Source organism: Streptacidiphilus sp. P02-A3a, assembly GCF_014084105.1.
GTDB lineage: Bacteria > Actinomycetota > Actinomycetes > Streptomycetales > Streptomycetaceae > Streptacidiphilus.
Genome location: NZ_CP048289.1, coordinates 7,116,167 through 7,130,373, shown reverse-complemented (window position 1 = coordinate 7,130,373; position 14,207 = coordinate 7,116,167). Strand labels below are relative to the sequence as shown.

The following is a 14,207-nucleotide window of genomic DNA, read 5'->3' as shown; positions in this document are numbered from 1 at the left end:
TGAGGGGACGGCGACACCTCTTGCACGCGAAGCAACTCCGTCGCACTTCTGCGGCAGATAAGATTCCTTCTTGTACGGAAAATGACATCGTGGGGGGCCGATGGCAGAGCAGCAGCATTCTGAGCCGGCGGCGGAGCTGCTGACGGCGGTGCGTGCGGAGATCACAGCCTGCCGTCGGGACGCGAGCAGGGACTCGGAAAAGATCGTCCTGCACGCTGGCCGCCGTGTCCGCGGTGGGGAACGTGCCGAGTACCTCTTCGCCTGTCGGTCGTGGCGGGACTCTTTCAACGGCAAGTCGCTGCTGGTGCGTCTAGAGCGGTCCGAGCAGCCATGGGCGGTGGCCGAGGCGGCTCGACTGCCGGACGGCACAGTTCGGGTCCTGACGGCTGTAGATCTCGGTCCGGCTCCAGCCTCGGCACTGCTGCGGGAGGACGACGCCTCGACGTGGGTGGTGCTGGCTGAGCGTCTTGAGGCGGCGGGACAGTCTGGCAGTCCGGTCGATGCCGCCATGGCCGGCTTGGTGTTGGGTCTGGGCAGCCCGACTCTGGGCCAGGCGGCCAACCCGGCCCAGCTGATCGCCGGGTGGAACCAACTCCAGCTGAACCCGGCCCAGCGCACCGCGGTGGAGCGGGCACTCGGCAGCAACGTGCTGTTCCTGTGGGGGCCGCCGGGGACGGGCAAGACGGACGTGGTCTCCCACATCGCGGAGGGCTGCTACCGCCAGGGGCTGAACCTGCTGTTCCTGGCGCCGACGCACGTCGCGGTGGACCAGGCACTGGAGCGGATGTGCGACCTGCTCCAGGGCGAGCCGGGCTTCGCTGACGGGCTGGTGCAACGTTCCGGGGAGATCGCGGTGGCGAGCCTGGAGCAGAAGTACGGCGGGCAGGTCGACCCAGTGAGAATCGCCGGACGGCTGGGAGAGCAGATCGACGCAGCGCTGGCCACGGCCAGGGCCCGGATGGACGAGGTGCGGGCCGACCTGCGGATGCACGACCGGGTCGCTGAGCTCACCGAGGCCCTCACCGCAGCATGGAAGCGAAACTCCGACGCGCTCACCACCTTGGAGAACGCGACCCGGGCCCTGCTGCAACTCGACGCGGACGCCGCCAACCTGCGCGTCAAGATCGGCGAAATCGGGACGCCGTCGGGCCTGATGGCGAACCGCAAGACCGTGCGACTGCAGGAGCTCCAAGGGCAGTTGGCTGCCACCGTCCAGGTCCAGTCCGGAATCTGGTACCAGCAGCAGGGAGCACAGAAGGAGGAGGAAACCACTACCGCCTTGATCAATGACCTCGGCCCGCAGCTCACGGCGCTGCAGTCGAGCGTGGCCGGGCTACAACCGCGAGCGCGCCTGGCCGAGCAGGCCGACGCGCTCCAGCAGGAGCTGGACGAGTTGGACCGTCAGCGCCGCGGCCTGGCCGACGCGGTGCGCGCCCGGTGCCGGGTCAAGGGCGCCACCGTCGCGAAGGCCGTGCAGTCGCGCAAGCTTTTGGACCGGGTAGACGTTGTCATCCTCGACGAGGCCGGGATGGTCGACCTCCCCTCCGCCTGGTATGTGGCCGGTCTCGCCGGCAAGCGCCTGGTACTGGCCGGAGACTTTCGCCAGCTGCCCGCGATCACCAAGGGCGGCCAGGATCCCAAGGCCACCGAGCCCGAACGCGCGCACTCGCGCCAATGGGCCGAACGCGACGCCTTCCACGCGGCCGGACTGGTCGCCGCCGCCGGCTCGGCACGCCTGGAGGATCGCCGACTGGTGGGTTTGAACACCCAGTACCGCATGGACTCCTCGATCTGCGGCCTGGTGAACACCGTCGCCTACCCCGACGCGCCACTGCGCACCGGACGAGGGGATGGCTCACGGCTGCCTCCGTCAGCGCTGCTGGACGGGCCGCTGGTTCTGGTCGACACTTCCTCGCGGCGGATCACGGGCCGCGACCACAAGTCCAACACCGTCCATGAGGCGGTTATCCACCAGCTCGTACGAGGGCTCCAGTACGACGCGGTCCTGCCAGGCAGGAACTGGACCGACCTGCCGCCCAATGAGCGGCCCGCCGACCGCCTGGCCGTCATCGCGCCCTACCGGGACCAGGTCAGAGCGCTCAATTCCAGCCTCGGGCATCGCTTCGGGGAGGAGTACGAGGGCCTGGTCGACACTGTCCACCGCTTCCAGGGCAGCCAACGGCCGCTGGTCGTCATCGACACCGTCGCCGGGGCCGGGACGAAGCCGGGGTTCTTCTACGAGGGCACGGGGCTGTCCTCGCAGACCTGCCGCCTGTTGAACGTGGCCCTCAGCCGCGCCCAGGACCACGTGGTTGTGGTCGCCGACGTGGAACACCTGCGTGCGCACCTGGCCCCGCACAGCGAGGTCGTGCGGATGCTGGACCACCTCGAGCAGCACGCCGTCCGCCTGCCCATCGACCAGCTCGTGCCTATCCGCAGTGCCTCTGACCTGGGCAGGCTATCGGAGGAGGAGTTGGCACGGCCGGCGTTCTTTCCCGCAGACGAGGTAGGGCGCGCCGTCGCCTGGGATCTGCACCAGGCCAGAAAGTCCATCGAGGTCTACTGCGCCTTCCTCGACCGCGATCCGGTCCACTATTGGAGCGGTCCGTTCCGCAAACTTGCCGCGCGTGGCGTCCAGGTCACGGTGTTCACTCGGAAGCAGGACAAGCCCTGGAAGGCGCGGCTGGTTGAGGACCTGCGTACTGCGGGTTGCAGGGTCGAGCAGCGCGAGCGGATGCACGAGAAGGTACTCATCGTCGACGAGTCCGTGCTGTGGCACGGATCCCTCAACCTGCTGAGCAACTCCGGGCCGACCGACCTGATGATGCGCATCACCGACACGTCGGCCTGTCGGCGGGTTCGCCGAATCATCGACCGGGCCCGCCCGGAGCGACCTACCCGGCCCCAGAGCACCACTGCGACAACTGACAGCGATCCGGTGCCCACAGGATCACCGCGTGCCGTACCAGCGCCGCCCGCCGGCTCGGCTGCCGAGGCGCCGGGACCCCGAGCGGCGGCCGATCGACCCGCGCCGGGCGTAGAGATCAACGGTCGGTTGTACCTCAACGTCCCCTTTGCCCAGAAAGACGAAGCCAAGCGCGAACTGCGGGCGGAGTGGGACAGGCAGAACAAGCTGTGGTGGGTGACTCCGGACAAACGCAGAGCCGCCCACCGCTGGCTTCCTCCAACAGCGTAAACCACGCCGACCGCCATGAGGAGCCGATAGTTGCTCAGGTTTACCAGTGAGACTGCCCCGGAATGCGGACACAGGGTTCTACGCAACGAGTGAAAGTTCCTTGAGAGCAAGCTCAATTGTCCAGGCTGCCATAAGAACGGAGCCAGCCGTTGATTGTCTCGGCTGCAGTGGCCTCGTCCTCGGCGCTCCGCTTCTCGTCTTCTTCCCACCCCTGTACCGCTCGAAAAGTCATCGCTGCACGTCATGAGACGTATCGGTACTCGTTGATGGTGCCTCCGAGGCAGCGGGTGCGTAGGAGTCTGCGGGCGTTGAGGTCTTCGATGGTGGTGGGTTGTTCGGCGGCGTCGGGCGGGCGCTGCGCTCGGGCTTGGTGTGGCCGGTGCCGGTTGTAGTGATCCTGGAATTCGGTGAGGACTCGGCGGGCATGGGCCTCGTTGATGACCAGGACGTGGTCGAGGGCTTCGCGGCGGATGGTTCTGATCACCCGTTCGCAGTGAGCGTTCATCCGGGGTACTCGTGGGGCGCTGAGCAGAACGTCCATGTCCTCGGACCGGAAGACGGCATCGAAGGACTTGGTGTACTTGGTGTCGCGGTCGCGCAGGACGAATCGCAGGGATTCCATGCGGGTGCCGAGATCTGCGGCAAAGTTGCGCGCCTGCTGGGTCGCCCATTCTCCGGTGGGGTGGGCGGTGACGCCGGTGATGTGAAGGCGACGGGTGCCGTGTTCGAGGAACGCCATGGCGTACAGGCGGGTGCCGAGCACGGTGTCGACGTGGAAGAAGTCCGCGGCGATGACGCCCTCGGCTTGGGCGGTCAGGAACTGTCGCCAGCTTGGTCCGGTTCGGCGCGGGGCCGGGTCGATGCCGGCGGCGGTCAGGATCTCCCAGACCGTGGACGGCGCTATCGGATGCCCGAGCCGGGCGAGTTCGCCCTGGATACGGCGGTGGCCCCCACTGGGGATTCTCGTTGGCCAGGCGCAGCAGCAGCTTCTTGAGCGCGGTGGCTGTCGGTGGTCGACCGTTGCGTCTCCGGCGGGCGGAGTAGTCCCACTTGTTGGCGATCAGCCTGCGGTGCCAGGCCAGGAGCGTACCGGGCGTGACGGGGAAGATGTTCGCCCAGCGGCGGCGGGGGATCAGTGAGGACAGTACGGAGAGCCAGAACCGGTCGGCGGGCTCGTAGCGGACTGGTCCATTGAGCTGACGGCGCAGCACCGCGTTCTCATGTCGCAGCACCAGGAGCTCGGCGTCCTTGGCGGTGTCCCGGCGCAGCACGACACCTGGTATGGACAGCAGGGTGCGGGCGGCGCGGTACAGCAGGGACACGATCACCACGTCAGCATTCCAGTCACCGCCGACAGCCACAGGCAACACCACTCAGCTGCAGCGATGACTTTCCGAGCGGTACAGGCCGGCATCGCCGTACCGTACGGGATCTACGACGTGGCCGCGAACACCGGCTGGGTCAACGTCGGCACCGACCACCGAACACCTCCCGCACGGCCGTACGACATCGTGGCTAGGATCGAGGACGACCTGGACGCGGAAGGGGAACGTGGAATGAACGCCATGACGGTCGAGGGCTGGCTGTCCCCGCTCACACGGCGTGGCCTGATCCCGAATGGGGCCCTCGCCGCGTTCGTGGTCGGCTCTGCCGCTCGCGGTTGGCACAACGCACGCAGCGACTTCGACATCTACGTCGTCACGGGCGCGGAGCACACCTCCCCCACCGGTAGCAGCGTCCCCGTCCCGCTCGAACCCCCCTGTCTTCAGACCGAGTTGTTCTATGAGCAGAGCCGGCGCTGGGAAGTCACGTACTGGTCACAGCGCCAGATCGACCAGATCTTCGCCAAGGTCACCTGGGAGGCGTTCGAGGGCGGCCTGGTCACCCAGGACACCCTCGCCCTGCGCGAGGAGGAGTTCCTTGCGCGGCTGGGCAGTTGCCTGCCGCTTATCGGAGAGGGCTGGCTGGAACAGAGCCGCGCCCGGCTCGCGGAGTCGGCGTTCCGCTCCTTCGCCGTCGTGCGTTCCCTGGGCGCCACGGACGACGCGGTCGAGGACGCACTCGGTCAGCTTGAGGCTGGCGACCTGGAGAGCGCGACGATATCCGCACGCCTGGCCTTCGATCATGTCATCGACGGCCTGCTGGAGAGCCAGGGAGAGTACGGCAGCCACCTGCCGAAGTGGCGCGCTAACCGGTTCAAGGCCGTTCTGCCGCGAGCGATCAGCTTCTCCGACTACTGGCGGGTCGAAACGATGCAGGATTACAACGCGAGCGATCCAGCTCCGTGGATCACGACCATTCTCACCCTCTGCCAAGATCTCGCCATGCGGGTGGAGACCTCATGACCCGGTACCCGCCCCGGGAGGCGGTGAGGCTGCCGTGATACGGCTCCATGTCGACGACGACAGTCTGCAGACCACGCGGCTCGCCTTCAGCCCGCTGTGGGAGACCATCGGCAGCCTCGGCATCCTCGCCCGCTACCGGGGCGCGACACCGTCGCCGTACACCAACTGGGCCCGCAGGGTCCGTGACGGGATGCCCGCCGAGTTCACCCGAGACCTGGTGGACGCCCTGCGGCGGCCCGAACCGCCGCTGTTCCCGTCCGGCTTCGTGCCCGTCCCCGACCCGGCCCGCACCACCATCGAGGCGGAGCTGCAGCACATGCGGGAGCGGCACACCGGCTCGGCCGGGGCGAACCGGCGCATCGCGCTGCTGGAGCGCTACTGGGAGTGGGCGATCGCCCCGCACTGGACCTCGATCCGCTCCTCGCTGGAGGAGGAGATCCTGTTCCGCGGCCGTACCCTGGCCGTCGGCGGAGTGGACGCGATGCTGGCCGAGCTGGGCGGCCGTGTCTCGTGGACGCCGCCGTACCTGACCGCGCCCTACCACCGCGATCTGGACACCGGCCTGAATCGCACGAGACTCCTCCTGGTGCCCACGGTGTTCGCCGGCGGTCTGCGGCTGTTCATGGAGGAGGACGGCGTCGTAGCCATGTCCTACCAGGCCCGTGCCACCGGCTACTTCCATGCGCTGACCGCTCCGGTCCGGGATTCCGTGGCGGAGGACCGGCTCGCCCTTCTGCTGGGCAAGGGGCGGGCTCAGGTGGTGCGCGCTCTGGAAGTGCCGACGACGACCACCGCGCTGGCGGACGCGCTGGGCGTGGCGAAGAGCACCGTCTCCCAGCACCTGACCGTACTCAACGATGCCGGGATCGTCTGGAAGCAGCGCCTGGGCGGGCGGGTCTTCTACCAACTCGACTCGGCAGGGCTGGCCTTGCTGAGGCAGCTGGGGCTGTGAGCCCGTTCGGCCGGTGTCGCGTCGAAGAATTCACGCCCCGACCGCGCGCACCCATCCGGACTCCAGCAGCGCGTCGAAGAGCCTGCCGGAGACAGCCGGCTCGATCTCGCGTTCCAGGGCGAGGGACGCGTCATCCACGATCTCATGGCGCGTGCGGCGGCCGTTCGCCCTGACGGCGAAGTGGAAGAGCATCGACAGGCAGTGCTTGTCCGCGGCGATCAGTTCGGCCAGTCCCCCACGGGTGCCCGGCGACAGGTCCGCCATCATCGCCCGGAGGTTGAGCGGGCCCGACCAGTCCCGCGCGATGGCCGGCCCGTTCGCCGACGGTGACGGCGGGGCCGCGGGCCGCTCGGTGTCCCCGGCTGCCAGTGCGGTCAGCAGGTCGCAGCCGGCCTCGACCCGGGTCAGATACCGCTGCGCCCAGGGACTCCCGTGGCCGGAGGCCACAGCGCGGCCCCTGGTCCGCTCCCGCTCGCACCAGCGATCGACGATCCGGCGGACTTCGGCTTCGTCCGGACCGCCCCCCGCGAGGGTCTGCGCCAGCGCCGCCGCCGCAGCCGTGGAGCGCAGCATCTCGACCGGTGACACCTTGTCCGGTGCGTCACCCGCCGAGTGGTTGAACCGGTCGGCGGGATGGCAGAACTGGACCGCCGGACGGTCGATTCCCGGATCGGCGTAGAGGGCGTGGTCGGAGAAGCCGAGGAAGGGCGACGGCTGCCAGCTCCCCGGGTGGTCGGCGGTGGCAGCGAACACCCCCGCGACATAGTGCTCCGCGAGGGGCCCCAGCAGCGAGGGGCTCAGGTCCAGCGGACGCTCGACGACGAAGGGCGAGGCGCAGCGGTCCTGGTCCTCGCCCACCATGTCCAGGTTGATCACTGCGTCGGGGAGTCGGCCACGGCCGCCGGAGCCGACGTACTGGTGCAGCACTGCGGCCTGACCCAGGAACTCCGGGCCCCAGAAGAACCGGATCGAGCCGCGCGTGCCGAACCCGGCCACGGCCCTGCGGCCCGCGCTCAGAGCGGCGGCGACGCCGAGCAGGGCCGCCACCCCCGAGGCGTTGTCGTTGGCCCCCGGGCGCGGATGGCACAGGTGGCCGGTGAGCCAGATCTCCCCCGCGCTGGCGTCCGTGCCGGGTAGCACACCGGACACCACCGGCATCGCTGCCGAACGGTCGACCTCGACGGTCATCCGGGCCCGACCGCCATGGTCCGCCGCCGTGGCGATGCGGTCCAGCTGCGCTGGGGTCACGCTGAAGGCGGACAGGATGCTGTCGGGCGGCAGCTCGATCCGCCCGGTGTGGACCGCGTCCGGCGTCCCCTTCCAGGGGGCGTCGGTGACGAAGCCCACGGCACCGGCGGCCGAGAGCTCCTCCAGCAGGTGGGCCCGGCCGAAGCAGGACCGCTCGACAACGGCCAGCGCCCCCTTCAGCTCCAGGCCGTCGGTCGACGGACCGACCCGTACCAGCCCGGCATCGCAGCCGCCGGCCGAGGTGGGCGCCGAGTAGGTGGCGACGGAGAAGGGCTGCTCGGCATGGTCGATTCGGATGACACGGTCAGGGCCGTCGTACACGTCGAGCACCGCCGCGACCGGGGTCCACGAGACCGGAGCGCGCCAGCTCCACCACTGAGCTGTGCCGTCCGCCGGAAAGCGGTCGATCCTGACGTCCGTCAGGCCGGCTGCGGTCGCGGCCTCGGCGACGAGCTGCGCCGCCTGCTCCAGCCCGGTCGAGCCCTGGTAGCGGTCGTAGCGGCAGATCTGCTCGACGTGGCGGATCACTTCGTCGGTGGGAACCAGGCGGAGGCAGTGCTGCAGGAGGCTGTTAGTCATGGATGTCGTCGTCCTTCAGTCTCGCTGCCAGATCTTCCGCCCACATGGCGATGTTGTTGAGCACGGAGCTGCCCGCGTAGGGCCGCGCCGCACTGAGTTGAAAGAAGCACAGGCGCTCGACCGGGGCTCCGAGCACCGTGATCCGCGACTCGACGGTTCCGTCAGCCCGGACCGCCCGAAAGTCGCGGGTGACGTCGATCGCTCCGGGGACGAAGTCCTCGTCCGGTGTGTCGCCGGTGTTGCGCCATGTGCGCACGAGATTGCGGCGCAGGAGGTTGGCGTAGAGCGGGCGGACGTCGTGGTGGGCGTCGAAGGCGTGTCCCTTGCCCTCTATCAGGTGGTCGACGGTGCGTTCCGCGCCTGTCTTGGTGCCGCGCAGCAGAAACCCGCCGTCCGGGGTCGGTTCCACGACGGGGGCGGGGCCCACCGTCACATCCACCACGCCCGCCTCGATGAGGGCGAGAACCTTCTTCATCGCCTCCATGCCGGTGCCGTTCGACATGCGGGTGTAGTAGCGCAAGTGCTTGGTCAGGAACGATCGGTGGGAGGCGGCCGTGAGGCCGCCGAAGTCGATGGCCGCGGAGAAGGTGGAGCGCAGGTCGCGCCATACACCGTCGCAGGCGGCCTTGGCGGGGTTGCGGAGGTTGCCCTGGGCCGCGGCTCGGCAGTCGCGGCGCATGTGGTCGATGAGGCCCCGCTGCCAGGCGTCGCCGTCCTTGGTGTCCTTCGGCCCGAGCGGTTCGAAGAACTCCTCCCAGACGAAGGCGTGGTCCCGGGGGTCCGTCGGGTGGCCCCAGGGCGAGCGGCCGCCCCGCCCCGACTCGCCGAACTCCCCGGGCTCGCCAAACACCGTGCATCGGAACGCCTCGACCGCGTCCGTCCTGGCGTAGCAATCGGCGTCCGCCGTCGCGGGCAGTCCGGCGGCGGAGCCGGCGACGTACTCCGCCACCCGCTCGAACTCGCGTTGCACCGGCTCCATCAGCTGGGCGATAGCGGCGTGCGCCGTGTCGTCCGCATCCTGCAGGAAGCGGCGGTAGCGCGGCTCGGCGGCCCGGGCGAGCAGGGCGCCTGTCGCGGCGCCGAAGAGGGTCGAGTAGTAGACGTACGCCATCTCCAGCACGACCAGCGGGAAGATGTGGCGCTCGAAGTCGAGTTGGCGGACCTCAGCGTCACGCAGATGCCGTGGTGTGCCGGCCCGCAGCCGCAGCGTGGCGATCGCGTCCGGAATCAGGAAACGTGCGGAGTGCTCAAGCCCGGCATGGGAGCGGCCGGTCTCGTCGGCGGCCTTGGCGTTCTCCGCGCGGGCCCAGGTGAACATGCCGCTGGGGCTAACGGGCACGATGACGGCGGGTTCCCGCCCGCTGGGGCGGTAGACGAGGTCGTCGAGCGGCCCGCCGCCGCCGGTGGTGGCGAACTCCCCGCCCCGGCCTTCGGTGAGGTGCATGAGCAGGTCCACCGAGGTGAGGCCGAGCCCGAGCACGCCCACCGAGGAGCCGGGGGGCGCCGTGTCGAGGTTGATGTCGGCCAGTGGATAGGCGCTGCGGATGTAGCGGGCGTTCGCGGCGAGCAGGGCCGTGCTGGAACCGGGGACGGGGTGGTTGCGCGAATGGCCGGTGACCAGCAGTACGTGGTCGGCCCTGACGGGTGGCCCGTCGGCGCTGTGGTGGACCAGGAACGCCGCATGGTCGCCGCCCGGTTCCAGGTCGGTGACCTCGGCGGCGAGCAGGTCGACGGTGACCCCGGGGACGGCCCGCAACAGCGCGGCGTAGCGGTGGAACATGTCGCGCAGAGCGTGTCCGTGCAGATAGCGCCTCGGGGTGTCCGTGGGCCGGATGTCGTACTGCGCCTCGCCGGTGAGCGCGAAGGCGTCACGGGTCCATTCGGCGAAGGTCGGGCGCAGCCCCTTCGGCAGTAGACGGCTCGCCGCCGCAGTCGACTCGTCCGCAGCGAAGGCTATCTGGCTGGCCACCCGGTTCAGGTAGCTCGTCGGTACCTGGTCGTCGCTGTGGGTGGCGCCGGCGCCGAACCGGCCCGACTGCTCGAACACGGTGACATGCACGGGGTCGGCGAGCCCGGTGTGCGGCAGCAGGGCGGCCAGGCGCTCAAGGGCGTAGGTCCCCCACGGCCCGCCACCGACGATTGCGATGTGATGAGTTGACATATCCCCGCGCCCCACAGTCATATCCGTATCTCCGCGCCGAGCCCGGGGCGGCGCGGGGTCACGCCCGCCGCCGACTCGAATGCCTGGGCGATCCGCAGCACGCCGCGCTCGTCGAAGTACCGGCCGATGATCTGCAGCCCGAAGGGCAGCCCCTCGCTGGAGAAGCCTGCGGGCATCGCCAGCGCCGGGTGCCCAGTGACGTTGAACGGCGCGGTCTGGACGGCCACCGCCAGGCTCGGCGGCGGCCAGTCGTGCGGGAACTCCGTGAACGGAGCCGGAGCCGCGAGGGCGACCGTGGTGATCAGCGCGTCGTACCGCTGGAACAAGCCGCTGTTCAGCTGCCGGGTGAGTTCGTGGCGGACGCGGGTGGCCTGGATGTAGTCGGCCGCCGTCAGCCCGGCCCCGCCGGTGAGCCGCTGATAGGTGTACCGGCCGTAGTCCCGTGGCCGCTCGCGGAGGTTCCGCTCATGGATGGCATAGCCCTCGGCCTGGAGGATGACCCGGCCGCATGCCTTCATCAGCTCGAAGTCCGGCATGCTCACTTCCTCGACCATCGCGCCCAAGGACGCGAGCCGGGCGGCCGCAGCGTCGATGGTGTCGACGACCTCGCCGGAGACGCCCTTGCTCGCGGTGAAGAACTCGCGGGCGTAGCCGATGCGCAGTCCCTCCACGCCCTTGCCGAGGTCGGCCGTGTAGTCCTCCGGCCGCCGCTCGACGCTGCCGGGGTCCAGCGGGTCGTGCCCGGTGATGACGTTCATGGCCAGCGCCGCGTCCCGCACGCTCCAGGCCGTGGGGCCGACATGGTCGAGGGTGTAGGACAGCGGGAAGACCCCGCGCCGCGACACCAGGCCGTACGTCGGCTTGAAGCCGACGACCCCGCAGTTGGCTGCGGGCGAGCGGATGGAGCCGCCGGTGTCGGAGCCGATGGAGATCCGCACAAGGCCCGCCGCGACGCAGGCGCCGCTGCCGGCCGAGGAACCGCCGGTGAAGCGCTCCGGGTTCCACGGGTTGCGGGCCGGCGGCGTCGGAAGGTCGAACCCCGGCCCGCCGAAGGCGAACTCGGCGAGGTTCGCCTTGCCGACCAGCACCCCGCCACCGCTCCGCAGACGTCCCTCGACGAACGCGTCCTGATCGGGCACATGACCGAGCATCAGCCGGGAGTTCGATGTGGTCTCGATGCCGGCCGTGTCGATGATGTCCTTGAGGGTGTAGGGAATGCCGTGCAGGGGCCCGCGGTCGATGTCGCGGCTCAGCTCCTCGTCGGCGCGCTCCGCGTCGGTGATCGCCCGCTCCGCGGTGACCGACACCAGCGAGTCGATCAGCGGGTCGATCGCTGCGATCCGCTCCAGGGTGTACTCGGTCAGCCGGGCCGAGGTGAGGGAGCCGTCGCGCAGCGCGGCACCGGCCTCGGCCACCGACAGCTCGTGCAGGGGCATGTCCATGTGGTCAGGGCTCCTGCAGATAGGTCGCGACGGAGAACACATGCGCGGGCTCGGCCTCGGGCGCCAGGCTTGCCGTGCGCAGCAGTGAGGTCATCCGCTTCAGTTCCAGGTGAACCGCGAGCACGCCCGGCCGCAGATCGTCCGGGACGTCGTGCCCCTGCAGGGCCATCACCTGGTCGAACTGGGGCCCCTGTTCGGACAGCCCGCCCGCGCCGCTCACCGGGCGGCGCCTTCAGCCGCCGTACGCTTCCAGTCCACGGAGGTGGGCGCCGGGAGCGAGCCGTTGTAGCCCTTGCGTTCCACCGGCAGCACCTCTGTGGCGACGCGGACGAAGTCCCAGCGGTCGACCGCCGGGTCGTCCGGACTGACGATCGCGGTCAGCTCTGCGAAGGACATGCCCTGACCGCCGACCGACTCCTCGCGCAGACGCCGCATGCCGTCGGCCGAGATACGTCCCGAGGCCTCAAGGCGGTCTAGCGCCCCGTCCAGGTCGAAGTCGTTGCCGGGGATGAGCGCTTCCAGCCGCTTGACCTCGGACCGCGCCCGGTCGGCCAGGTTGGCGGAGAAGTCGCGGCGCACCTCCTCGAAGAGGGTGCGGCGCTGGGCCCGGTCGAGGAAGATGCCGATCTCCCGGACCAGGTCGGCGGGTTCGTCAGCCACATGGTTGAAGTTGATGACCCGGTTCGGCGGCGCAAGCACCGAACGCAGCGCCTCGGGGCCGCGCGCCTCCGGGTCGGCCGAGCCCTTGAGGTCGGACAGGCGCACCGCGCCGGGGATCACCCCGTCGTAGCGGTTGTCCCGCAGCATCAGCAGCACCGTCTCGGTGGCGGAGTGCATCAGCGAGCACAGGGCGAGCCGGTCGGTCGTGTAGACGTTCCAGTCGTAGCGCCAGACCTCGCGCATGGAGTTCCGGTTGAGGCGCATAGGGGCTGTTCCCACGACGGTGAAGCCGTGCTCCTCGAAGAAGTCGAGCGTGCGGTCGGATCGGCGGCCCACCAGCCCGTCGGGCTTGAAGTTGAACAGCGCCACCCGGCTCAGCAGACCGAGCGCCTCGTCGCCGAGAACGTCGTCGACGTCGGCCCAGCACTCGCGGAAGTAGAGATCGTCGGAGAAGAGTTCGACCTTGCGCGGGGAGCGGGTGAGCGCCCGCCATCCTCGGTCGTCGGGCATCTGGTCCGCGGTGGTGATGCGGTGCATGAACATGGGGGGCGTCCTTCCGGGGACCGGTTCCGTGTCAGTCGGCGTTCATCGGGCAATGGCAGCCGGACGACGCCAGTCCTCAGGGTCGGGATTGGTCAGTACCTTGCTGAATCCCGCCTCGTCGCAGTCGACATGGGCCGCTCCGAGAATGGCGAGGTCCCACCGGTCGAACGACAGGCCCGAATCGGCCGCGAGCCGGTAGAAGGACCGCCAGGGCACCGGGCGGCCGGCGTCCAGGGCCGCCAGGTGCTCCAGCAGCTGCCCGGCAAGCTCCGCCGACACCGCTCCGGCCGCCCGCCCCTCGTCGATCACCGCCGCGACCTGCCGCGCGGCCGGCTCCACGGCCAGGGAGCGGCCGGTGTCCGCCTGCTCCCGCAGCGCCGCCGCCAGCCGGGCGGCGCCCTCGGCGGAGATCCGGTCGTCGACCAGGGCAGACAGGGCGCGGCGGCGGGCATCGGGGTCGAGTAGAAGACCCAGCTCGCGCAGCAAGTCGGCCGGCTCGTCCGGGACATGAACGTAGCTGAACACCCGGTTGGGCTGCCCGAGCCGATCCCGCAGGCTGCCCTTGGCCTGGGCGGACAGGGTGGCGGAGCCCTTGAGCCCACTGAGCCGCACCGTCCCCGGAAGGTCGTGGCCCGCGCCGCTGCGCAGCAGCAGGAGCAGCGCCGAACGGCCAGGGTGCACCGCATCATTGACGGCGAGACGGTCGAGGGTGGCCGAGGTGAGCTGGTAGCGCCACAGCTCCCGCCACAGCGTGCGGGTGAAGCACACCTCCTCCACGCCGACCAGCTCGAAGTCGTGTTCACGCACAAAGTCGACGACCGTGGCCAGCCTGCCGGCCGCCAGGCCGTCGGCCTTCAGCATGATCATGGACGAGCTCCACAGAGCCTGATCGAGCCCGGCGCCCCAGGCTTCCTCGGCGTCCGCGAGGCCGTCCCGGAAATAGGTCTCACGCTCGTAGAGCCGCGCCTTCGCGCCGGCTCGGGTCAGCAACTGCCACTCGGCCATCCGGTTTTCCTGTCTGTGCTGGGTGCAAGGTGAAGCTGCGGCATCGGGCAGACCGCGCGCGGCGACCACCCAATGC

8 protein-coding genes and 2 pseudogenes are annotated in these 14,207 nt (G+C 69.8%); 3 read left to right on the top strand and 7 right to left on the bottom strand.

Going from position 1 to position 14,207, the window contains the following annotated elements; genetic code table 11:
• The first annotated feature begins 100 nt into the window (after positions 1 to 100).
• Entirely contained in the window at positions 101 to 3,196 is a 3,096-nt protein-coding gene (locus GXP74_RS29890) for an AAA domain-containing protein (RefSeq protein WP_182454339.1), read from the top strand.
• 241 nt (positions 3,197 to 3,437) lie between these two features.
• Here GXP74_RS29890 and GXP74_RS29885 read toward each other — a convergent pair.
• Positions 3,438 to 4,524, bottom strand: a pseudogene (locus GXP74_RS29885) (integrase core domain-containing protein).
• Between the two features lie 75 nt (positions 4,525 to 4,599).
• Here GXP74_RS29885 and GXP74_RS29880 point away from each other — a divergent pair.
• Positions 4,600 to 4,683: pseudogene (locus GXP74_RS29880) on the top strand (hypothetical protein); the annotation flags it as partial.
• An 892-nt stretch (positions 4,684 to 5,575) separates the two neighbouring features.
• Positions 5,576 to 6,493 (top strand): helix-turn-helix transcriptional regulator, encoded by a 918-nt coding sequence (locus tag GXP74_RS29875; protein WP_182454338.1) that lies wholly within the window; start codon positions 5,576 to 5,578, stop codon positions 6,491 to 6,493.
• A gap of 30 nt (positions 6,494 to 6,523) precedes the next feature.
• Here GXP74_RS29875 and GXP74_RS29870 read toward each other — a convergent pair whose 3' ends face one another.
• From GXP74_RS29870 to GXP74_RS29845, 6 genes are read right to left on the bottom strand one after another with little or no spacing between them, the layout of a single operon-like run.
• The gene (locus tag GXP74_RS29870) at positions 6,524 to 8,320 is read right to left on the bottom strand and encodes a M28 family peptidase (protein ID WP_182454337.1); all 1,797 of its coding nucleotides are present in this window, start codon (positions 8,318 to 8,320) and stop codon (positions 6,524 to 6,526) included.
• Positions 8,313 to 10,481, bottom strand: coding sequence for an FAD/NAD(P)-binding protein (locus GXP74_RS29865; protein ID WP_182454336.1), 2,169 nt, complete (start codon positions 10,479 to 10,481; stop codon positions 8,313 to 8,315). The genes GXP74_RS29870 and GXP74_RS29865 overlap by 8 nt, the downstream gene beginning before the upstream one ends.
• Positions 10,482 to 10,498: 17 nt before the next feature.
• A complete protein-coding gene (locus tag GXP74_RS29860; RefSeq protein WP_182454335.1) occupies positions 10,499 to 11,923 on the bottom strand; it encodes an amidase in 1,425 nt (474 codons plus the stop codon).
• Between the two features lie 4 nt (positions 11,924 to 11,927).
• Positions 11,928 to 12,143 carry a hypothetical protein gene (locus tag GXP74_RS29855; protein WP_182454334.1) on the bottom strand — a complete coding sequence of 72 codons (216 nt, stop codon included), beginning with the start codon at positions 12,141 to 12,143 and terminating at the stop codon, positions 11,928 to 11,930.
• Positions 12,140 to 13,126 carry a nucleoside-diphosphate kinase gene (locus GXP74_RS29850; RefSeq protein WP_182454333.1) on the bottom strand — a complete coding sequence of 329 codons (987 nt, stop codon included), beginning with the start codon at positions 13,124 to 13,126 and terminating at the stop codon, positions 12,140 to 12,142. Before GXP74_RS29850 ends, GXP74_RS29855 begins: the two co-directional genes overlap by 4 nt.
• Positions 13,127 to 13,168: 42 nt before the next feature.
• Entirely contained in the window at positions 13,169 to 14,200 is a 1,032-nt protein-coding gene (locus GXP74_RS29845; protein WP_182454332.1) for a nucleoside-diphosphate kinase, read from the bottom strand.
• Between the last annotated feature and the right edge of the window lie 7 nt (positions 14,201 to 14,207).